Raw genomic sequence first — 21,975 nt, forward strand, 5'->3', positions numbered from 1 at the left:
ATTTTTTTAGAGAAAATAACTATGTCTCAAGGATTTATTGACTTTCCCAATATCGATCCGGTGCTGTTTAGCATCGGTCCATTGTCTGTTCGCTGGTATGGTTTGATGTACTTGGTTGGCTTCGCCTTTGCCTTGTGGCTGGCCAATCGTCGTGCCGATAAAAATGGCAGCGGCTGGACGCGCGAGCAGGTTTCAGACCTACTGTTTGCCGGCTTTCTCGGGGTAGTGATTGGCGGTCGCGTCGGCTATGTATTCTTCTATAACTTTGACCTGTTTATTCAGAATCCACTGTACCTGTTCCAAGTCTGGACAGGGGGGATGTCATTCCATGGTGGCTTGCTGGGTGTGATTGCGGCCATGTTCTGGTACGCCAAGCGCAATGGTCGAACCTTTTTTGGCGTCGCGGACTTTGTTGCTCCGTTAGTGCCGTTTGGACTTGGTATGGGTCGCCTGGGCAACTTTATGAACAGTGAGTTATGGGGACGCGTGACGGACGTGCCATGGGGGGTAGTATTCCCCAACGGCGGACCACTACCACGTCATCCATCGCAGTTGTATGAAATGGCCCTTGAAGGGGTAGTACTGTACTTTATCCTTAATTGGTTTATCAAAAAACCACGCCCGCTTGGCTCAGTTTCGGGACTTTTCCTGCTCGGTTATGGTACCTTCCGTTTCCTAGTGGAATATATGCGAGAGCCGGATGCTCACTTAGGTCTCTTCGGTGACTTTATTTCGATGGGACAGATCTTGTCTCTACCTATGATTATTATTGGTGGACTGATGATTGCCTGGGCATACAAGCGTGGCCAATTTTCAGAGCAGCAATCGGCAAAAAAGAGTGAATCGTGAAACAGTATCTAGACTTATGTCAGCGTATCGTCGAGCAGGGCGAGTGGATTGAGAACGAACGTACCGGCAAGCGCTGCCTGACGGTCATCAACGCTGACCTCACTTATGACGTCGCGAACAATCAGTTTCCTTTGGTCACCACACGCAAAAGCTTTTGGAAAGCGGCAGTGGCAGAGCTACTAGGCTACATTCGCGGTTATGACAGTGCCGAGGACTTCCGTAAGCTGGGCACCAAGACTTGGGATGCCAACGCTAACCTAAACCAAGCATGGCTAGACAACCCATACCGTAAAGGTGAGGACGACATGGGACGAGTTTATGGTGTTCAAGGGCGTGCCTGGGCCAAGCCAGATGGTGGCCACATCGACCAACTGCGCAAGATAGTCGATGACTTAACTCGTGGCGTCGACGACCGTGGTGAGATCCTTAACTTCTACAACCCAGGTGAGTTCCACATGGGCTGCTTGCGCCCATGCATGTATAGCCACCACTTTTCGCTGCTTGGTGATACCCTGTACCTGAACAGCACACAGCGTTCTTGCGATGTGCCGCTGGGTCTGAACTTCAATATGGTTCAGGTGTACGTATTCTTGGCGATCATGGCTCAGATCACTGGTAAGAAGCCAGGCGTGGCGTATCACAAAATCGTCAACGCACACATATACGAAGATCAGCTCGAATTGATGCGTGATGTGCAACTCAAGCGCGAGCCGCTGGCCGCGCCACAGTTTAAGATCAATCCAAAGATCAAATCTCTTGAAGACCTTGAAACCTGGGTGACCCTAGATGACTTTGAAGTGATTGGCTACGAGTCACACGAACCGATTAAGTATCCTTTCTCGGTATAAAAAAGATCGGGCTTTTAGCCCTGCGAGAGTCGAGATCGGGCTTTGCCCTGCGAGTACGCTTCGCTCGAGGGGGCGAAACACTTGACGGCGGTAGTTAGAGTTGGAAAACTTTCTCGCCTCTCGCCTCTCGCCTCTCGCCTCTCGCCTCTCGCTTCTCGCCTCTTCTAGAGTCCTTTAAGCAACAAGTTCTCAGTCTTCTTACTCGGCTTACGACGTAGCAAAATGACCATCAGCATGCCACAGACAAAACTGAGGGCGATGAGCCCGTACATGTAGCGGTCACTCTTGCGGTAGAAGTGATCCGAGATTGCGGTTACGCGGCCGGTTTCAAAGGTGATGCGCACATAGCCGATGATCACGCCGTCGTTGACCACGGGCTCAACCAGCTGCTGGCGACCGATACGCGCGGTGGCTAAAGGGGTATCCAAGCCAAGCGCCTCGCGAACGCTCTGTGCATTGTCGCTGGCGGCCAGTCGTACCCCCTCAGCGTCATAGACGCTGGCATCAAATACCAAGCGATCTTGCGCCAGTTGGTTAGTCAGAGTGCGAAGGCGCTCTTGCTCGTCGTTAACGATTTCTTGGCGTGCGGAGAGCGAAGCCTGAGAGATAAGAATTTTGGTCAAGGTTTCAAGCTGGTTTGCTTGAATACGCTCATTCTCTTTACTGATACGCAGACTGTTGACGGCAATGACTATAACCATAGTGGTAAGTAGAATCAGACCGATCACCTTGAGTGCCGTGCGAAATGAGAACAGAGACTGGTTCATTGCCGATGCTCATGAAAATTTGGGATTGTGTCATATTGAGACTTGCGTTTATAAAAAGCAATAGGGTAAGTTTGACCAAACGGATATGGAACAAAGGACATGGAATTGTTATCTAAACTACCGATTCATCGGCACACCTCACTTCTCAAACGCTTCCCTGAGGTAAGAAACGTCTCACAATGGGAAAAAAGCAAAGCCAACTGGCTTATTTATGGTCACTTCCTCGCGTGTCGTCAATTGGAAGATATCGACTTTTTTACCGGTGTATACAACCACATTGTCGACGTTTGGCAGGTCGGCCCTTATGAGGTTGCTTTGATGCGTGGTAACTTGACGCCAGAGCACAAGCAGATTCTTGATGAGCTAGAGCTGGAGTATGCCTCACTCAACGATGTGCCCGATCTGTCTAAACCAGGCCTGATTGTGTTTGATATGGACTCAACCGCCATTCAGATTGAGTGTATCGATGAGCTGGCAAAGCTCGCTGGTGTTGGGGACGAGGTGTCGGCGGTCACTGAGCGTGCTATGCAGGGGGAGCTCGATTTTGAGCAGAGCCTGCGTCAGCGCGTTGCTAAGCTGCAAGGCGCTGACGAGTCTATCTTGCAAGCGGTACGCGCTGAGCTACCACTGATGCCTGATTTGGTTGAACTGGTGACTGCGTTGCAAAGCTTTGGCTGGAAGACCGCGATTGCCTCAGGCGGTTTTACTTACTTTTCGGACCACCTTAAGGCGATGCTCGGATTAGATTACGCGCGTTCAAATCAGTTAGAGATTGTCGATGGTAAGCTGACCGGACAAGTGCTTGGTGATGTGGTGTGTGCCCAAACCAAGGCCGATATCCTGCTTGAACTTGCCGAGCAATACGATATCGAGCTGCACAACACCATTGCGGTCGGTGATGGAGCAAATGATTTGGTGATGATGCGTGCTGCTGGACTTGGCATCGCCTACCACGCCAAGCCGAAAGTTGAGCGTGAGGCGCAGGTCGCTGTACGACACCTTGGCCTGGGGGGAGTATTGTGTGTCCTTTCCGCTCAATACGCGAAGCAGGGCAAACTGAGCTGGCGCCCAAGATAACCTTGGAGCACTCAGGATAACGATGACATAAGCGCTTGGAGCTAATCTGTGATCTCCAGGCGCACCAGCACCTCATCGGTAATATCTACCATCTCACTATAACCAACAATTGCCAGCATCTCTCTCTCTAGCGTGCGCGCTTGAGCCAGGCTTATCGACAAAAGCTCTTCTATATCGTCACGCAACAGGTTGGTGATTGGGTTAAACACAGGCGCGGCACTGAGTCGGAACGCGTAAAAGTCACCATGAAGCTTGGCTTTCTTAATGAAGGTTAACCGCTCTTGCAGGCTATTGAATTCGCTGAGTAAACGCGTTTGGATATGTTGGGTACGGTCATTGAGCAGTATCGCATGCACGTAAACCTCAAAATATTGTGGGCCGTAACCATCAATGCGTTTCATTGGGCTGGCCATTAGGGTGTTGGTTCTGCCTTTAAAGATCGGGTCGAGCACCAACTGCTCTCCCGGCTCTAGGCGGGTAAAGGGAGTCAGGAAGTTCGGCAGAGGATAGTTGACTCCGATAGTGCGTGGCAGGAGGGTATTTTTCGGTTTGTCATAAAATATCGGGATAGTGACAATCTTATCGAGCAAGATATTGTGTAACCCTTCCAAGACATGATTGCTCGGCAGGGCCTCTCCACGCTGCTTCAACTTATCAAGATTGTGCTTGATGATCCGCTCGAATAGGGCAGAGATGTGCCGTTGGCTATCATTTGGTTGTAGCTGGAGCTGCAGTTGTCGTCCGCCTCGACAGACACGAACGGTTTGATAAAGGACCTTATCAAGCCCTAAGTCTGTTTTGTATTGCTGTAATTGAGTAAAACTGACCACGCACTCTTGCTGAGCGACCAGGTTGGCCCGGCGCTCAAGCAATATGCCCAATCCGCGCTTAGAGATATCGGTGGTAAAGCCACGCACTTGCTCCCCATCTGGGGTTGTGATTACTAGCGGTGACTTGAGGGTGTAGCGTGGCTCCTTGCGACGACTGCAGGCGTCGAAGTAGAGTGAACGAATTTGATGGCCCGGTACCCTGGGGTGACAAAACTTGCGCAAGGCCTTGCCACTCAGGGTTGACTTCTGTGTTAGTAAGTAGTCACTTGCAGCTTGCTCGTCACCAAGCTCTTGTAAGATCCCACAATGGGTTAGCTCCTCGATAGCGTGATTTGATTGAATCAAACCAAGCTCTTGAGCGTGTTGTGTCAGCTCGTCTCGTTCCGCTTGTTTAAGCTCGAAGATATGCAGCCTAAAGACTTTCCAACTGGGCTTGCAAGCGCCAACGCGCCAGAATAGGTGCCGCTCTTCGCGCGTCGCCTCCGGCACCATCATGGAGTAATGCAGCAGCTTCCCCTGGTGTTCATGCTGAAAAGCGTACAGGATATTGTTTGATGTACTGAGGCCTTGTGGCGCCATTCTTTCCATGCGCTGCTGATGAAATAGGGAGCTTAACACCTCTTGATTGCGTTCATTCTGCCAGTATTGCCAAATCGGTTGGTTGTTCTCAGTTTGCAGCACTAGCTTAAGCTGCTGGTGGCTAAAAAACACCGGAAGGTTACCGGTGTGTTTGAGGAAGTTGTGTTCAAAGCCTCGCGTGCGTGCACGAAGTAGCTTATCTTGGTTATCGTGACGCAAGCGTTGCTCCGAACTAGCTAACGTCTCACTGATCAATTGGCTAGGGATGTCACTCTCGGTTAACTTGAGAACGCGTAGATAACAAATCGCCTCATGCTCACTGCAATCATCAATACCGACTACGCGATAATTCAAGGCCTGATTGATGTCTTTGAGCTTAGGGTTGTGATTCAATTCGGTGAACACGATTTCAACCACTTCCCCCAATTTATAGTTAAACGCCGCCGGGACCTTGAGTTTGGCCCCAGAGGCAGACAAGTCGACGGTAGTCGCGTGGATCAATTGCCCGCGAGATAAGGTGATCTCTATCTGCGAGCCAACCTTGAGGCGGTTTTCTTTGCGTTTTAGGTCATAGCCAAGCTGGAGCGGCTCAACTCGATATTGATGTTTGGGGGGATTACCTTGAGTGGAGGATGGCTGTTTTTGGTTCATTACCCGATAGTTGTTGTGGGTGTTGATCAGCGCTTCCCACACGCCCTCGGTATAGCGACCAAAGCGGGCAATGTTTTTGTTGTAGGCATTAAAGGCCACATCATCTAGCCAGTGATCAATGCCATCAAGAGAGAACTGGCGACATTCACCCTGGACTCGACCGCGTAAATCGATCTTTTTGGTGCAGGGCGCCATCAGTCGTTTGAGCTCCATTTTGACCAGTAACCGGGTCGACGGAGAGTATTCGCTTGTTACTTGACCCAGCACTTGCTCAAAGTCTGCAGATTGGTAAGCAGGAATTAGGCGGTTAACGATGGAAAGAATTTCAGCTTGCTGCATGATTTTTTGTTAGACTTCCTATTCATCAAATCTATCGAAATGAGACCGTTAATCCGTAACGGTGTACCGTTTATATGGCACTTCGCTAGTATCAATGAATTTCTTCAATTTATCAAATAGGTAGCTATGGCTAAGGCAAAACGCGCCTACGTGTGTAATGACTGTGGCGCGGACTTTCCGCGCTGGCAAGGGCAATGCAATGCGTGCGGCGCATGGAACACAATTGCGGAGGTGCGACTTGCCGCATCACCAACAGTGGCGCGTAACGAGCGCCTGACGGGTTATGCAGGTGCAACCAACGATGCCCAAGTGCAAACGCTGGCGGAGATCGACCTGCAGGAGGTCCCGCGTTTTAGTAGTGGCTTTAAAGAGCTCGACCGGGTGCTTGGCGGCGGTGTGGTGCCAGGGGCCGCGATATTGATTGGCGGTAACCCAGGCGCTGGTAAATCCACCTTGTTGCTGCAGACCATGTGTACGCTCGCAAGTCAAATGCCAACGCTGTATGTCACCGGTGAGGAATCGCTTCAGCAGGTGGCACTACGCGCCTCACGCTTGGGCCTGCCTAAAGACAACCTAAAGATGCTCTCAGAAACCAACGTCGATCGTATCTGTCAGATCGCTGAAAAAGAGCAGCCTCGCTTGATGGTTATCGACTCGATTCAGGTAATGCATGTCGCGGATGTGCAGTCATCACCGGGCAGTGTCGCCCAGGTGCGAGAGGCGGCAACCGCCTTGACGCGTTATGCCAAACAGAACAATGTCGCGGTGTTTATTGTTGGGCATGTGACCAAAGATGGCACATTGGCCGGTCCCAAGGTACTCGAGCACATTATCGATTGTTCGGTATTACTTGATGGCGGAGCGGATAGCCGTTTTCGTACCCTGCGCAGCCACAAAAACCGCTTTGGTGCGGTTAATGAACTGGGCGTCTTTGCTATGACGGGACAAGGCCTGCGCGAGGTGAGTAACCCATCAGCGATTTTCCTCTCGCGTGGTGAAGAAGAAACCTCGGGCAGCTCAGTGATGGTGGTGTGGGAAGGCACGCGTCCACTGTTGGTGGAGATCCAGGCGCTGGTAGATTATTCGCAACTGGCCAATCCGCGCCGTGTCGCTGTAGGTCTTGAGCAGAACCGCTTATCTTTACTGTTGGCGGTTTTACACAAGCACGGCGGGCTGCAGATGGCTGATCAGGATGTGTTTGTTAACGTGGTTGGTGGTGTCAAAGTCACCGAGACCAGTGCCGACTTAGCCTTGGTGATGGCATTGCTGTCGAGCTTTAGAGATCGCCCACTGCCAAAAGATGTGGTGGTGTTTGGTGAGGTCGGCTTAGCCGGCGAGATCCGCCCAGTACCGAGTGGCCAAGAGCGACTCAATGAAGCCTTTAAGCACGGCTTTAAAAAAGCCATCGTCCCTGCGGCGAATATGCCAAAAGGCGGAATTGAGGGCATGCAAATTCACGGGGTAAAGAAGCTTTCGGAGGCTATCACGGCATTTGACGAGCTTTAGTGAGCGACCCTGCCCACATATATAATGCTAGGTGAGGGTGATAGTTGTGGAAACGCAAAATTTCACCTAGCTTTACCTACCAGAGATATGAAATGCACGGTCCCAATCGACTGTGTAACTTTTTTTTCACCTAGCGGCTCGCAGGGCTATGAGTTTTAACCGAATGTGATATACTCTGCGCGCACTTTATACCTTATTAACAGAGTAAGACAATGGCAGATTTATCGAAATACAGAAACATTGGTATTTTCGCGCACGTTGATGCGGGTAAAACAACTACCACTGAGCGTATCCTGAAGCTAACAGGCCAAATCCATAAAACTGGTGAGGTTCACGATGGTGAATCTACAACTGACTTCATGGATCAGGAAGCTGAGCGTGGTATTACAATCCAGTCAGCTGCTGTAAGCTGTTTCTGGAACGGTCACCGTCTAAACGTTATCGATACTCCTGGACACGTTGACTTCACAGTAGAAGTATACCGTTCTCTAAAAGTACTTGATGGCGGTATCGGTGTATTCTGTGGTTCTGGTGGTGTTGAGCCTCAGTCAGAAACCAACTGGCGTTACGCGAACGAATCAGAAGTATCTCGTCTGATTTTCGTAAACAAACTGGACCGTATGGGTGCAGACTTCTTTAACGTTGTTGACCAAGTTAAAAACGTTCTAGGCGCGAACCCACTAGTAATGGTTCTACCAATCGGTCGTGAAGACGACTTCGTTGGTGTTGTTGACCTACTAAGCAAAAAAGCTTACGTATGGGACGACTCTGGCCTACCAGAAAACTACGAAGTACAAGACATCCCAGCTGACATGGTTGACGACGTTGAGCAATACCGTGAAGAGCTTATCGAGACTGCTGTAGAGCAAGACGATGACCTAATGGAAGCTTACATGGAAGGTGAAGAGCCTTCTATCGAAGACATCAAGCGTTGTATCCGTAAAGGTACACGTGACCTAGCATTCTTCCCAACATTCTGTGGTTCTGCATTTAAGAACAAGGGTGTTCAGCTAGTACTAGACGCTGTTGTAGATTACCTACCAGCACCAACAGAAGTTGATCCTCAGCCTCTAACTGACAAAGAAACTGGTGAGCCAACTGGTGAAGTTGCACTTGTTTCTGCAGAAGAGCCACTACGTGCACTAGCATTTAAGATCATGGACGACCGTTTCGGCGCACTAACGTTCATCCGTATCTACTCTGGTGTTATGAAGAAGGGTGACACTGTTCTTAACGCTGCTACAGGTAAAACTGAGCGTATCGGCCGTATGGTTGAGATGCAAGCAGATGAGCGTAACGAGCTGACTGAAGCACAAGCTGGTGACATCATCGCTGTAGTTGGTATGAAGAACGTTCAAACTGGTCACACTCTATGTGATCCTAAGAACGAGTGTACTCTTGAGCCAATGATCTTCCCTGAGCCAGTAATCTCAATTGCCGTATCTCCGAAAGACAAAGGTTCTACTGAGAAGATGGGTATCGCTATCGGTAAGATGGTTGCAGAAGATCCATCATTCCAGGTTGAGACTGATGAAGAGTCAGGCGAAACTATCCTGAAAGGTATGGGTGAACTTCACCTAGACATCAAGGTAGATATCCTTAAGCGTACTTACGGCGTTGAGCTAGAAGTAGGTGCTCCTCAGGTAGCTTACCGTGAAACTATCACTCAACCAGTTGAAGATAGCTACACGCACAAGAAGCAGTCTGGTGGTTCTGGTCAGTTCGGTAAGATCGATTACCGCATCAAACCAGGTGAGCCAAACTCAGGCTTCACGTTCTCTTCTACAGTTGTTGGTGGTAACGTTCCTAAGGAATTCTGGCCAGCAGTTGAGAAAGGCTTTGCGTCAATGATGGACAACGGTGTTCTAGCTGGCTTCCCAACGCTAGACGTTGAAGTTGAGCTATTCGACGGTGGCTTCCACGCAGTTGACTCATCAGCAATCGCTTACGAAATTGCTGCTAAAGGCGCATTCCGTCAGTCTATGCCAAAAGCTGGCGCGCAACTTCTTGAGCCAATCATGAACGTTGACGTGTTCACTCCAGAAGACAACGTTGGTGACGTAATCGGTGACCTTAACCGTCGTCGTGGTATGATCAAAGACCAGCAAGCTGGTACTACTGGTGTTCGTATTAAAGCTGACGTACCTCTATCAGAGATGTTCGGCTACATCGGTCACCTACGTACTATCACTTCTGGCCGTGGTCAGTTCTCTATGGAATTCGGTCAATACGCACCGTGTCCACAGAACGTTGCTGAGCAAGTAATCGCAGAAGTTAAAGAGCGCAACGAGAAGAAGTAATTCTTTTTTAAACGCCAAATAGCTTAAAAAAGCCCCACTGGTTTTCCGGTGGGGCTTTTTATTTTCGGGGCAGGGCTTTTTCAAGGTGCGAGGTTCGGGTTACACTTTGTTCCGAGGTGCGAGTAGCCACCGCGCGTGATAAGCCCCTCGCTCCCCGAAGCGAAGCGTCCCCGCACCTCGCCCCCTTAGCCCTTCGGGCTATAAGTCTTCTTCCCATTGCACAAGTACGCCCTTCGGCCAGACTTGACCGAGCTGGTGGTATTTCTTCTCAAGCTCGTGGCGTTTTATTTTTAGGGTTGGGGTTAGGATGCCGTTGGCGATGCTCCAGGGCTCTTTGATCATCAATACGCCCTTGATCTGCTCATGGGACTCGAGCTGCGCGTTCATCTTGGCGATGACCTTATGTGAGCTTGCTTCGTATCTGGCTTTATCGAAGTTGGGGAAGTCATGCGGAACGACCAGTAGCACGGGTGCGGGTAACCCTGACCCAATCAGGCATAGCATCTCCACTCTGCTGTATTCGACCAACTTCTTCTCTATTGGCACTGGAGCGACGAATTTGCCCTTGGCGGTTTTGAAGGTGTCCTTTTTGCGTCCTTGAATGGTCAAGAATCCCTCTTCATCAATGGAGCCAATATCGCCAGTATGCAGCCAACCTTGCTCATCGAATGACTCTTTGGTGGCTTGATCGTTTTTGTAATAGCCTGAGAATAAGCCCAATCCCTTCACCAAGATCTCTTCATCATCGGCGATTTTCAATTCAATACCGGGGCCAGCCTGCCCCACCGAGCCTATCTTGTCAGCACGAAATGGGTAGTTAAGTGTGCTGTAGGCAAAGGACTCTGTCATGCCCCACGCCTCAGTGATGTTCAGTCCGACACTGTGATACCACTCGAGAAGCGCAGGAGAGACTGGGGCAGAGCCGCAGCCGAGTACACGTGCCTGATCCAGTCCCAATCCATCGGCAATTTTTCGCTTGATGATGTTATTAATGAAAGGCACTTTGAGTAAGATAGCGAGTTTCTTCTGTGGCAATGTGTCTTGAATGCGCTGCTGAAACAGGGTCCAAAGCCGAGGTACCGAGATAAATAAGGTTGGCCGATGCATTTTGACATCTTGGATAAAGGTGTCCAGTGACTCAGGGAACGCGGTGGTGACCCCACCGGCGATGGATGAGCCAAAGATGTACACACGCTCGGTGATATGCGCCAGTGGCAGGTAAGAGAAAAGTCGATCGCTAGGCTCAATTCCTATCAAAGTTTTGAGTTGTTCAACCGACCAACTGAAGGCCCCATAAGTCAACATCGCTCCTTTAGGCAGTCCTGATGTACCCGAGGTGTAAACCAAAGACATGACTTTATCATCATGGTGCTCTGCTCTAAGCTCACTGGGTTGGTGCTTAGCGATCAACTCATTGAGTTGATACTGGCATGTAGGGGCAGTGTCATAGGGCAAGGCGATGGATATCAGCTCGGGTTTACTGTCCAAAACTTGTTGTGTTTCAGCAGGATCATCGAGCTTTCCTGCGAGCACCACCTTACTCTCACTGTGAGTGATACAGTAGTCAATCGTGTCAGCAGCGGCGGTCGGAAAGATGGGAACACTGACGAAGTCACCCAGCATCAGGGCAAGATCGCAAATAAACCATTCAGCACAATTTTTCGATATTAGGGCGACTCTATCACCGGGTTTTACCCCAATTTGCTGCAGTGCACTGACCAATCTCAGTGCCTTGTCTGCGACTTCAGAGAAGGTAAATTCGACAAACTGTCGGTTAATTATCTGCTTGAGGTACACCTCATCGGGGCGCTCTTGGGCCCACTTTAGGATCAATTCGTTGGGCGGGGGAAGGGTACACGATGTTTGAATAGCGTTACTGGGCTGACTCATTATTGGTGCTCCACTTTTTATGCATGGCCATCGGTTAGTGTGATTAATTGACGGAATCAATGGGTGTTAACGTAATGTTAAACGTAGCATAGGTGTGCAAAAAGTAGAAAGGCAACTCAGTGATTATCTTCAATATTGTTGTCGGTAGCCTGCCGGAGTGAGGCCAGTTTTTTTCTTAAATATTCGCGAAAAGTAGGAGACGTCTTTATACCCGCATCGGTAGGCAACAGTGGCAATTTTTGACTTACGATCTTCGATTAGAATCTGCTTTGCCATCCCGATACGCTTTTCAACCACGTAATCGCGAAAGCTGACACCCATGGTTTTGCGAAACAACTTGGAAAAATAGGTGACAGAATAGTGGCATTGCTCAGCGAGGTGCTCCTCCCGTATTGCATTAGGCAGATTATTGTTGATAAATTGCACTACTTTATCTATCTCGGGGGAATTAGTGGGGATGATGGCTTCAATTGTGTCACCGGTATCAAACTCAAGGTCGACATAATCGTGGTTTAGATTAGTACTCAGGTTTGCGGCCCATTTGGCCGAGTCTTTTGAGGCGGTGTTGAATGCCGAGTAGATATACGTTGATCCAGAAGTGACAAGGGAGCTCACAGACCCAGAGTGGATAAGAATGACCTTCTTATTCAGGTTTTTACACAGGCGCAATGCAAATTGAAGTAACTCGAGCTGGCTTTGGCCCTCAAGGTAAAAAAAGCAGTAGTGGACGTCGGGCTCACTGAGTATCGAGATATCCGCGCCGATCTCAATAAGCTGAAAATGAAACAACAGATCGTTTCGAATCGTACTAGGAACTCCAGTGCTGCTCGCACCCAGCCAATAACCTTTATGCAAATTGTTCATCCACTCCCCTGACTATCAACCTGTTGCGTGTCTGATCTAAGGTTAGGATCGCTCAACAGGCGTGTAAACCTGCCCAGTGTCTACGGAATGATAATGAGTCGTTGTGAACTATGTTGGTAGTACTTTCTAATTAAATCGTGACTGAAATTAGACTGAAAATAGACAAAAAGACGTAGTCTCAACTCTTAGATTAGGATTTTTATGTTGTACGATAAGATTGCGCTTTTTAATCTCTTAAAGGAAAAATAATAGCTATTAATATCATTGATTTATTAGTGTTAAATGGGTTTCTTATATCTGGGATTATATCGATTGTTTCATATCAAATTATAAATTTAAGTCGTTGATTTAGATTTAATGCTCAAGTTTTAATGACAAGAAAGTGCCAGAAATAATCAAGAAAGTCCTAACTCCAAAGTTTATTCGCTCCTAAATTAAGACTTAATCACAGCGCAACGTGCCTCGGTTGGTATGGTGCAAAATTCAAAAGGGAGAGAGTGATATGCGTAACTTAGTAACCAGCATTAAAACATTTATGCAAGATGAAGAAGGCCTTTCAGTGGTGGAATACGTGGTAGGAGCAGGCCTGCTTGTTACCGCTATTGGCGTTGTATTTGGGGAATGGGGTACCACTCTAGATACAGAGCTAGACAACGTATTCTCATAAGCATTCACTCATCAAGGAGAAAAACAATGAATAGCATGATTAATAACGTCAAGGCGTTTATGCAGGATGAAGAAGGTTTATCAGTGGTGGAATACGTAGTTGGGGCCGGTCTTCTGGTTACTGCGATTGGTGTTGTGTTCGGTGAGTGGGGTACCACGTTGGATACCGAGCTAGACAACGTATTCTCTTAAGAGCAGAGAGACAGAAGGAGAGAGCGATATGCGTAATTTGGCAGCAAGCATTCTGAATTTTGTTCAGGATGAGCAAGGGCTCTCGGTCGTTGAGTATGTCGTTGGTGCAGGGCTGTTGGTGACAGCGCTGGGGGCTGTCTTCCTTGATTGGGGAACTCTGCTAAACACCGAATTAGACGACGTATTTTCATAGACTTATTTAAGTTTAGGGAAGAGCACGGATGCAATAGCGAGAAAGTACCATTCTGTGGGGGCAGTGCAACGAGTCATGACATGTACCTGCCCCCCCCCTCTACACGCTAATCCTTCCGGATAAAAACGGATATAAAGAGAGTTGATTTTAGAGACGATTAATTAAAGCAGGCACGTAGTCGTTTGCAAAATCAACCCATTTATATGTCTTAAAAGCTGTTGGACTCTTTATTGTTATGGAAGACAAATAATGTACTTATCAATCGTATGCTGGTCATTGTGGGTGCTGATAGGCACCTTCGATGCGCGGGAAAATAGAATCCCTAACCAGCTAGTACTTCTACTGATTATTGCTTCACTTACCCAACACTGGGCACAGACCCATGATCTAGGCAACGTGTTGGCTGCGGCTGGCTGCGGGGCTGTGGTCTTTGCGGGGGCATTGGTTTTGCACTTACTCAAAATGATGGCACCGGGCGACGTAAAGTTAATGGCGGCTTTTGGTTGCTTCGTTGGATGGGTAAGCATCGGTTCTGCATTGTATTGGGTGTGCGTGGCCACAGTCATTGTGGGGTGTTTTTACTGGGTACAGAAGCAGGTATTTAATCTCACACAACAACAAAGCGATGTGTCGTTAGCACAACACGTCATCGGGTCCGCAGTCGTGAGTGCGTCACTCAAGGGACTCAACAAGAAGAAAGCACTGATGCCTTTTGCTCCGGTGGTGGTGATTGGCCTTGCATTACATAATTACTTTATCTAGGGGGCAGGGATGACAGAAGCAGTGACAGGGATAGCTGAAGAAGCAATCTTTAATGCGGTGGATGCACCTATTCCAGCAGTGCCGACTTCGTTTGAAGAGGTAGATATCCCACGAGTCGTACTTGACAACCTTATGCTTAAGATCCTCTCGGCGTACCCAAAGTCAGATGCAATGGAACTGACACGAGCTATTGGGCTAAATAGCCATTTAGTTGATGAGATCTTGGCTGACCTCAAGCGCAAAGCTCTGGTCGAAGTATTTCAAGCCGATGGCGCATCCCCCCTTCACCAGAGTCTGGGCCATGTGCGTTTTGCGTTATCGGAAGCGGGTATGACTGCCGCTGATGGCTGTTTTGCTCAAGATGCTTATATTGGTCCGGCGCCAGTTTCAGCAAAACAGTATGAAGAGATGGTTCAAGCCCAGGATGTGCGGTTGAATCAGATTTCAAGAAGCGCGGTCTGTAGCGCGCTCAGTGACGTCTATGGGGCAGAGCGCATTATTAGTCTGTTTGGACCCGCGATTAACTCAGGTCGGGCTTTGCTGCTCTATGGTGATGCTGGGACAGGTAAAACCTTTGTCGCGAGCAAGATTTTAGCGTCTTTGGACTCGTCAGTTTTCATCCCTTATTCCGTTTACGCTTCAGGCAACATCATTAAGGTCATGTCGACCCAGCACCACACTGTGTTGGACGATGGCTGTCACAGAGACAGTGTAGTTTTCAAAGAGCAATTCGACCGCCGTTGGGCGCGCTGCTCGCGTCCTAACATCCAGGTGGGCGGAGAGCTAACCATGGATATGCTCGAGGTCAACCACAGCGGGCACAACCGTGTATGGTTAGCACCTCTCCAAATGATGGCTAATAACGGCGTGCTGGTAATTGATGATTTAGGTCGTCAGGCGATGTCTGTTGAAAGGCTGCTCAACCGCTGGATCATCCCGATGGAGTACTGTTTTGACCAGTTCTCATTACCTAACGGTCAGCAGATGACCATTCCATTTATTTTAACCTTGGCGTTCTCGACTAACCTCGACCCCGACGTCATTGGCGACCCAGCGTTTTTACGTCGCTTGGGTTACAAGATTCAATTCAAGCCTTTGGAGCAGCATGACTACCTTGCACTATGGCAAGAGGTCGCGCAGAAAAAAGCGCTGGTAATTGATGAAAATACAGTAACAAAGCTTCTCTCGCTGCATCGCCAGCGCGGGGTTAGCTATTACCCTTGCCTACCCAAAGATCTGGTTGGTATCAGTAGTGACATTATTGCCTTTGAAGAGGTAGCAAGCGTGATTACACCAGAGATTTTGGCGAAAGCTTGGGAGGTCTACTTTACGGCTGAAAAAAATGAGCAAGGAGGCGCCCAATGAGCCGGAGTCAATTATTTTTAATCTTTCTACTGTCGATCGTCTTGGGATTAGCAGCGGTATTTTTTGCCAAGAAATGGATGGATAGACAAGTGCAGCCGCAGGTAGAGGTAGAGGTGGTCGAGCGCGAGCCTGTCGTGGTCGCCATTCAAGAAATCCCTGCTGGTACGGTGATTTCAGGCCAGCACCTAACTACGCGCTTACTCGAGAAAGACTGGCGCAGTGAGGAGCAGTACCCGTCAGAAGAGCAGTTGATTGGTCAGATTGCTGACACCACAATTTTTGCGCAGGAAATCGTGATTAAGTCTCGCGTAGCCCTACCTGGAGAAGGGTCAACCTTGGCAGCGCTAATTCCTGAGAATAAGCGCGCGGTAACCATCCGGGTTAACGACGTGATTGGTGTCGCTGGCTTTCTTTTGCCGGGTAATAAGGTCGATGTATTGAATACCGTGAATTACTCGAAAACTTCTGCTAATACCTCAACCATTTTACGCGACATTAAAGTCCTGGCGGTCGACCAAACGGCCAAAACCGATGATAACAAACCAGTTATAGTGCGCGCCGTGACGCTTGAGGTCACTCCGATTGAAGCAGAAAAATTATTGACCGCGCAGAATAAAGGTGACATTCAGCTGGCGCTGAGAAATCCGCACGATGATTACAAGCCGGTTGCAAGAAAGCGCTACGTTGCCCCAAGCGTCACTATTATCAAGGGCACAGAATCTTCCAATGTTCGAGTCAGCAATTAAGGTGTGACACATGAAAAAAATAATATCTATGCTGTTCACCCTGTTGGTTATAAGCAGTGGTAGCATTGCGGCGACAAGCCAAACGGGACAAACAATCACAGTTCCTCATCATAAATCGATTCAAATCAACCTCGCGGGTAAAGCGAAAAAGGTTTCGCTCGGGGATCCAGAGGTGCTCGATATCGTGATGTTAAAGTCCAACGAGTTATTCTTAATTGGTAAGAAACTCGGCTCGACCAACCTGATGGCTTGGGACAGTCAAGGCCGTTTGATTGAGTCGGTAAACATTCAGGTTACTCATGATCTAAACAGTCTTAAATCCAAGCTGTTTGAGTTTCTGCCCAACGAGCCCATAGAAGTGCATAGTGCGCAAAACCGCTTGGTGTTGAGTGGTCAGGTAACCAATCAAGCGGCAATGAGCATGGCACTGCGTATTGCTGAAACTTACGCTGCGGGGCAGACAGCAGACGAAGAAAATGAGTCACTGAGTACTCAGGTCGATCAGACGGGTGTTATCAATCTGATGACGATTGGTGGCGCCCAACAAGTCATGCTAGAGGTGACCATTGCTGAGGTGCAGCGCAGTTTAGTTAGACGCTTTGATGCTGATTTTAACTTTTTCCAAGACAACGGCAGCTTTTCATTTGGAGCAACCTCTGCTGGTGGTGCGTTGTTGGGCGGTCTTGGCCCCATCCTTAATCCGCCGACCGTTCAGGACACCGGGCTACTAGGCTCGTTTATTGATAGCAACACCTTATTTACTTTTGCACTAGACATCGCTAAGCAGAATGGTACGGCTAAGGTGCTAGCAGAACCCAATCTCACCGCGTTAAGTGGTTCAAAAGCCGAGTTTCTTGCCGGAGGTGAGTTCCCAATTCCAGTGCCCGATGACGATGGTATTACTATCGAATACAAAGAGTACGGTGTTGGTTTGAAGTTTATCCCAACAATATTAAGCGACCAAAAAATCAATCTGAATCTGGCGGTTGACGTGAGTGAGATTGCCAACTCTAGCTCGCTTACCCTGCAGCCTGGTGGCACCAATGGTACTTATGTTATTCCTCCAATTACTCGTCGTAGTGCTTCATCAACGCTCGAGCTTGCTGATGGACAGACCATAGGGATTGCAGGGTTGCTGAGTGAAAACGTTCGCGATGTGATCGATGAAATGCCTGGCTTTAGTGACATTCCTGTGCTCGGGCAGATGTTCAATAGCCAAGAGTACATCTCGGGTGAGACCGAGTTAGTCATCCTGGTCACACCTCGCCTCGCTAGGCCGGTCGATCGCAGTCGGATCACTTTGCCAACCGATGCGTTTGTCGAGCCAAATGACTTCGAGTATTACCTCCTTGGTCGCGGGGCAAAAATCGATACAGAGGCGTCGTCACAAGCAGCCTCAAGTGCGCTATCTTCTTCAGACTCAATTATTGAGAACTCGAGAGGTGGTACTGAAGGGTCTTTTGGACACAGTTTATAGGGTGAATCAGGATGAAACCAATCATTGTTGTATGCAGCATATTTGGGCTATTGCTGGGATGTGCAAATCAGGCCCCGCTGGGCAGCCACGTGGCAAAACTTAGTGCTGAGCAAACTTATAACCCCAGTGCGACGAGCGAGAATTTAGGGGTAATCCCAACGGGAAGTGGTGAGCGAATGGAAGGCGCTTATCAGGTTTATACCGGTAAACAGGATGCGGATTTGCGAGGAAGTGATAGTCAATTTGTTGATGGCTTCGCGAGCGACTAAGCCGTGGTAAATTGGGCGCACGACACGTGCGCCGGGGTTGCTGAGGTAGGAGTTACCTCGAGCCAAAAATAGCATTTTAAGCGTTGTGTAAGGATGAGGAGCGAGTTATGGCAGAGGCACTAAAGCTGACGACTGAGGCGGATGAGCGCCCGAGGCTGAGAACCAATCTTGTGGTTTGGGTTTTCTATATGAGTGAGTCATTTCTCAACCACATCACCACCCAACTGAAAAAGTGCGACAACATTCATTGTGAGTCTGTGTCACTGATGAACGTGAGTCTGGTTGAACTGTCGAAACTGGCACCACCGGACATCATTTTCGTTGAAACTGGTGAGCACTGGGCGCAGCGCGTGGTGGAGCTACAAAACTCAGAGACCCCGATTGTGCCTGAGGACAACGAGGCATCGCTAATCGTCTTTGGTGACGAAGAGGACAATCGTTCGTTGCGTGTTGCGCTTAAGCTTGGTGCGGCAGATTTTCTTTCCTCGAAGTCACACCTCATTGATTTTTTCCCGATTCTAAAGGGCGTTGCAGACGAAAAGCTGAGTCGCCGCCAGATGGGCGAGTTTATTGTGTTCATCAATAGTAAAGGAGGCAGCGGCGCTTCAACCTTGGCGCTTAACTCCGCGCTTGAAATTGCGGCTCATCATCCAGAGCAGGTGCTGTTGCTTGATTTAGACTTACAGTTTGGCGTGATAGAGGACTATTTGAACATCAGTTCATCGTACAGCCTTGCCGATGCCATTGCTCAAGTAGGTGACATTGATGAAAGCTCACTCGGCGGACTGGTCTCAAAACACTCCTCAGGGCTGCATGTGCTGGCTTTTGACCATGATCATAGCCATGACAATTATGAGAAAGCCCCGCAACTGCGCAAGCTTCTGCCGGTTTTGCGTGAGTACTATCAGTTCGTTATCGTCGATATGTCGCGTGGCATGGATCGTTTGTTCGCCAATGTATTGGCCCCTGCGACCAAAACCTACATTGTCGCCCAGCAGAATCTTGTCTCTATCAAAAATGCCGGCCGAATGATTAAGCAACTCTCTTATGAGTTTGGCATTCAAGCCCCGCAGATCGAGGTCGTTGTCAATCGTTATGAGAAACGGGGAGAGATAGGCATCAAGGACATGGAAGCAACAATAAATGGTTGTGATCTGCACTTGATACCTAACGATTTCAAGGTGGCAATAGAGAGTGCCAACTTGGGCAAACCTTTGATTGACGTGAAAAGCAACAGTGCGATTTCCAAGGGAGTCAAAGAGTTTGCGCATACCATGATGCCAAAACAAGATGAAAAACAGAGTTGGATTAAACGTCTGTTTACCTGAAAAAAGCTAGGGGAATATTATGTTTTTCAAGAGAAAAGCGATTAACCCTGAGTTGCAGGATAAGTTAGCCACAGCGGATGTGAGAGCACAAAACACACGAGATGAGGCAACTTTGGAGAGGGGTGTCGTACAGCCCCTGCCGACTCAGGCTACTCAGTCGAAACTGAGCGAGAAAGAGGTACAAGCGCAAAAAAACGCCGTGCAAAAGGTACTTCAGCAGCAAGAGCAAGAGCAAGAGATTAAGCACTTTTATCACAAGAAACTGTTGGAGACACTTGATCTTGGATTGTTGGCAAGTCTGGAGACAGAGCGAGCGAAAAAAGATCTTCATGAGGCAACCGTGCAGCTCATGGCAGCGGATCAAACTCATGTGCTCAGTGCTGAGGGACGTAAGCGTATTATTCAGCAGATCGAGGACGAGGTATTTGGTCTTGGCCCCCTTGAGCCGCTGCTCAATGACTCTACCGTTTCTGATATTTTGGTTAATGGTCCCAAAAGTGTGTACGTCGAGCGTCATGGTAAGCTTGAGCGCACTCTCTATACCTTCTTAGATGAACGCCACTTGCGCAATATTATCGATCGTATCGTCAGTCAGGTCGGCCGTCGTATCGACGAGGCCTCCCCAATGGTAGACGCTCGTCTGCTTGATGGCTCGCGTGTTAACGCCATTATTCCCCCTCTAGCCCTCGATGGTCCATCCGTCTCTATTCGTCGTTTTGCGGTTGATAAACTGACCATGGATAACCTGCTTGGCTACAACTCCCTGTCGAATGAGATGGCGCGTTTTCTCGACGCTGCCGTTCAAGGCGAACTCAATATATTAATTTCTGGTGGTACAGGCTCAGGTAAAACCACGACATTGAACATATTCTCAGGCTTTATTCCTGAGACGGCACGCATCGTGACCATTGAAGACTCTGCAGAGCTGCAACTTCAGCAACCCCATGTGGTTCGACTAGAGACTCGTCCAGCCAACCTTGAGGGGAAAGGGGAGATCACCCAGCGTGACTTAGTCAAGAACTGTCTTCGTATGCGACCAGACCGAATCATTCTTGGTGAGGTACGTGGCGCAGAGGCTGTTGATATGCTTGCTGCCATGAACACCGGCCATGATGGCTCTTTGGCGACGATTCACGCTAATACCCCAAGGGATGCGTTGAGTCGAGTAGAGAACATGTTTTCGATGGCAGGCTGGAATATGTCCACCAAGAACCTGCGCTCGCAAATTGCCTCAGCAATCCACTTAGTCGTTCAGATGGAGCGTCAAGAGGATGGTAAACGACGCATGGTCAGTATTTCTGAGATCAACGGCATGGAAGGAGAAATCATCACTATGTCAGAGATCTTCCGTTTCAAGCGTCAAGGTGTGGATTCTGAGGGCAATGTAATAGGCGATTATACCGCCATGGGTATCGTTCCAGACTGTCATGACCAGCTGGTAAAACGTGGCTTAGATGTGCCGTATGAACTGTTTAATGAGCGCAATTCGTAGGGGGTTGTCATGACTGAAACACAAGATGCGGGCTACTTTTTTTTCCTTCTATTTCTCGCTGTGGTCTTTATCTCACAGGCGTTGATACTTCCTGCGGCGGGCAATAAAGTTCGCCACAAGGAACTGACCAAACGATTAAAAGAGTCTCAAGCTGATTTAGATGATGAAACAACCTCTTTGCTCAATGAGCATTACCTTAAAGAACTTACACCACTGGATAGGAAGCTAGTCTCTTTCAAGTTTCTAGCCTCTCTTAAGAAGTCTATTGAATTATCAGGGTATAGTTGGAGTCTATCTCTCGTGGTGTTTCTTGGGTTAGTGGCATCAACGTCACTTGCCTTGGTCATGGTGGTGCTCAAGCAGCCTTTTTATATTCCGGTGGCCGCATTTGGCCTGGTTTGGGCTTGTATTCACTTCTTCTTTCAACATAAAACCAGTCAGCGGCTGGCAGAGTTTGAGAACCAGCTCCCGGAGGCGCTAGACATTATGCGTCGGATGCTCCAGGCAGGCCAGCCGATCAGCCAGGCATTTGGCGAGGTAGGAAGAGAGATGCCATCCCCTCTTGGACCAGAATTTACCCACACCTTCAATCTGCTGAACTACGGGTATGATATGCGACTAGCAATTATGCAGATGGCAGAACGTACCCCAACGGTATCAATGCTGGCATTCTCTAGTGCGGTGTTATTGCAAAAGGAAACCGGTGGTAACCTATCAGAGAATTTGGAAAAAGTAAGTCAAATTCTGCGGGCACGCTTTAAGCTGGCAAGAAAAATCAAGACTATCTCTGCAGAGAGCCGTCTGTCTGCCTGGATTTTGGTGCTGTCTCCCTTTGTGTTATTTGTTGTGATGTACCTTATGCATCCGCATTATGTCGACCCTCTTTTGACGGATCCACGCGCCCCTTCCGTGATTATATATGGAGTGATTAGCTTGTGTATTGGGTCACTGTGGATCAGAAAAATAGTGAACTTTGAGGTGTGAT

General features: G+C 48.8%; 20 protein-coding genes. 16 read left to right on the forward strand and 4 right to left on the reverse strand.

All coding sequences use genetic code 11. The features are described 5' to 3' along the window. Nucleotides 1-21 precede the first annotated feature (21 nt). On the forward strand, nt 22-849 hold the full coding sequence (lgt, locus tag ACZ5R2_RS05430) for a prolipoprotein diacylglyceryl transferase (protein ID WP_464901340.1): 828 nt from the start codon (nt 22-24) through the stop codon (nt 847-849). Beyond that, nucleotides 846-1,697, forward strand: coding sequence for a thymidylate synthase (locus tag ACZ5R2_RS05435; RefSeq protein WP_438459037.1), 852 nt, complete (start codon nt 846-848; stop codon nt 1,695-1,697). Before lgt ends, ACZ5R2_RS05435 begins: the two co-directional genes overlap by 4 nt. Before the next feature lie 164 nt (nt 1,698-1,861). Here ACZ5R2_RS05435 and ACZ5R2_RS05440 read toward each other — a convergent pair whose 3' ends face one another. Continuing rightward, nucleotides 1,862-2,464, reverse strand: coding sequence for a YtjB family periplasmic protein (locus ACZ5R2_RS05440; protein WP_464901341.1), 603 nt, complete (start codon nt 2,462-2,464; stop codon nt 1,862-1,864). A 99-nt stretch (nt 2,465-2,563) separates the two neighbouring features. Here ACZ5R2_RS05440 and serB point away from each other — a divergent pair, with 99 nt between their 5' ends. Then, the gene (gene serB, locus ACZ5R2_RS05445; RefSeq protein ID WP_464901342.1) at nt 2,564-3,541 is read left to right on the forward strand and encodes a phosphoserine phosphatase; all 978 of its coding nucleotides are present in this window, start codon (nt 2,564-2,566) and stop codon (nt 3,539-3,541) included. Nucleotides 3,542-3,582: 41 nt separating this feature from the next. Here serB and ACZ5R2_RS05450 read toward each other — a convergent pair whose 3' ends face one another. Beyond that, entirely contained in the window at nt 3,583-5,940 is a 2,358-nt protein-coding gene (locus ACZ5R2_RS05450) for a PilZ domain-containing protein (RefSeq protein WP_464901343.1), read from the reverse strand. A gap of 126 nt (nt 5,941-6,066) precedes the next feature. Between ACZ5R2_RS05450 and radA the strand changes: the two genes are divergently transcribed. After that, the gene (radA, locus tag ACZ5R2_RS05455; RefSeq protein ID WP_464901344.1) at nt 6,067-7,446 is read left to right on the forward strand and encodes a DNA repair protein RadA; all 1,380 of its coding nucleotides are present in this window, start codon (nt 6,067-6,069) and stop codon (nt 7,444-7,446) included. Between the two features lie 212 nt (nt 7,447-7,658). Further along, nucleotides 7,659-9,746 carry an elongation factor G gene (fusA, locus tag ACZ5R2_RS05460; RefSeq protein ID WP_464901345.1) on the forward strand — a complete coding sequence of 696 codons (2,088 nt, stop codon included), beginning with the start codon at nt 7,659-7,661 and terminating at the stop codon, nt 9,744-9,746. Nucleotides 9,747-9,944: 198 nt separating this feature from the next. Here the strand turns inward: fusA and ACZ5R2_RS05465 are convergent, their stop codons facing one another. Together ACZ5R2_RS05465 and ACZ5R2_RS05470 are read right to left on the reverse strand one after the other, a co-directional pair. Further along, nucleotides 9,945-11,636: an AMP-binding protein gene (locus tag ACZ5R2_RS05465; protein WP_464901346.1), complete on the reverse strand. Its 1,692-nt coding sequence runs from the start codon at nt 11,634-11,636 to the stop codon at nt 9,945-9,947. A 129-nt stretch (nt 11,637-11,765) separates the two neighbouring features. After that, complete coding sequence (locus ACZ5R2_RS05470; RefSeq protein WP_464901347.1) at nt 11,766-12,500, reverse strand: helix-turn-helix domain-containing protein; 735 nt, start codon at nt 12,498-12,500, stop codon at nt 11,766-11,768. A gap of 502 nt (nt 12,501-13,002) precedes the next feature. Here ACZ5R2_RS05470 and ACZ5R2_RS05475 point away from each other — a divergent pair. The 11 genes from ACZ5R2_RS05475 (at nt 13,003) to ACZ5R2_RS05525 (ending at nt 21,974) form a co-directional block, all read left to right on the forward strand. Further along, nucleotides 13,003-13,167, forward strand: coding sequence for a Flp family type IVb pilin (locus tag ACZ5R2_RS05475; protein ID WP_464901348.1), 165 nt, complete (start codon nt 13,003-13,005; stop codon nt 13,165-13,167). 26 nt (nt 13,168-13,193) lie between these two features. Beyond that, nucleotides 13,194-13,358 carry a Flp family type IVb pilin gene (locus ACZ5R2_RS05480; RefSeq protein ID WP_464901349.1) on the forward strand — a complete coding sequence of 55 codons (165 nt, stop codon included), beginning with the start codon at nt 13,194-13,196 and terminating at the stop codon, nt 13,356-13,358. Between the two features lie 28 nt (nt 13,359-13,386). Then, nucleotides 13,387-13,551, forward strand: coding sequence for a Flp family type IVb pilin (locus ACZ5R2_RS05485; protein ID WP_464901350.1), 165 nt, complete (start codon nt 13,387-13,389; stop codon nt 13,549-13,551). A 249-nt stretch (nt 13,552-13,800) separates the two neighbouring features. Further along, nucleotides 13,801-14,313 (forward strand): prepilin peptidase, encoded by a 513-nt coding sequence (locus ACZ5R2_RS05490; RefSeq protein WP_464901351.1) that lies wholly within the window; start codon nt 13,801-13,803, stop codon nt 14,311-14,313. 9 nt (nt 14,314-14,322) lie between these two features. Continuing rightward, nucleotides 14,323-15,678, forward strand: coding sequence for a P-loop NTPase family protein (locus ACZ5R2_RS05495; protein ID WP_464901352.1), 1,356 nt, complete (start codon nt 14,323-14,325; stop codon nt 15,676-15,678). After that, nucleotides 15,675-16,424, forward strand: a complete 750-nt coding sequence (cpaB, locus tag ACZ5R2_RS05500; protein WP_464901353.1) for a Flp pilus assembly protein CpaB — start codon at nt 15,675-15,677, stop codon at nt 16,422-16,424. The genes ACZ5R2_RS05495 and cpaB overlap by 4 nt, the downstream gene beginning before the upstream one ends. A 10-nt stretch (nt 16,425-16,434) precedes the next feature. Further along, a complete protein-coding gene (locus ACZ5R2_RS05505) occupies nt 16,435-17,901 on the forward strand; it encodes a type II and III secretion system protein family protein (RefSeq protein ID WP_464901354.1) in 1,467 nt (488 codons plus the stop codon). Nucleotides 17,902-17,912: 11 nt separating this feature from the next. Further along, on the forward strand, nt 17,913-18,170 hold the full coding sequence (locus ACZ5R2_RS05510; protein ID WP_464901355.1) for a hypothetical protein: 258 nt from the start codon (nt 17,913-17,915) through the stop codon (nt 18,168-18,170). 107 nt (nt 18,171-18,277) lie between these two features. Then, the gene (locus tag ACZ5R2_RS05515; protein ID WP_464901356.1) at nt 18,278-19,498 is read left to right on the forward strand and encodes an AAA family ATPase; all 1,221 of its coding nucleotides are present in this window, start codon (nt 18,278-18,280) and stop codon (nt 19,496-19,498) included. Nucleotides 19,499-19,517: 19 nt separating this feature from the next. Beyond that, on the forward strand, nt 19,518-20,990 hold the full coding sequence (locus tag ACZ5R2_RS05520) for a CpaF family protein (RefSeq protein ID WP_464901357.1): 1,473 nt from the start codon (nt 19,518-19,520) through the stop codon (nt 20,988-20,990). Nucleotides 20,991-20,999: 9 nt separating this feature from the next. Continuing rightward, complete coding sequence (locus ACZ5R2_RS05525; protein ID WP_464901358.1) at nt 21,000-21,974, forward strand: type II secretion system F family protein; 975 nt, start codon at nt 21,000-21,002, stop codon at nt 21,972-21,974. Nucleotide 21,975 lies beyond the last annotated feature (1 nt).

It is taken from the genome of Vibrio sabulosilitoris (genome assembly GCF_055391395.1).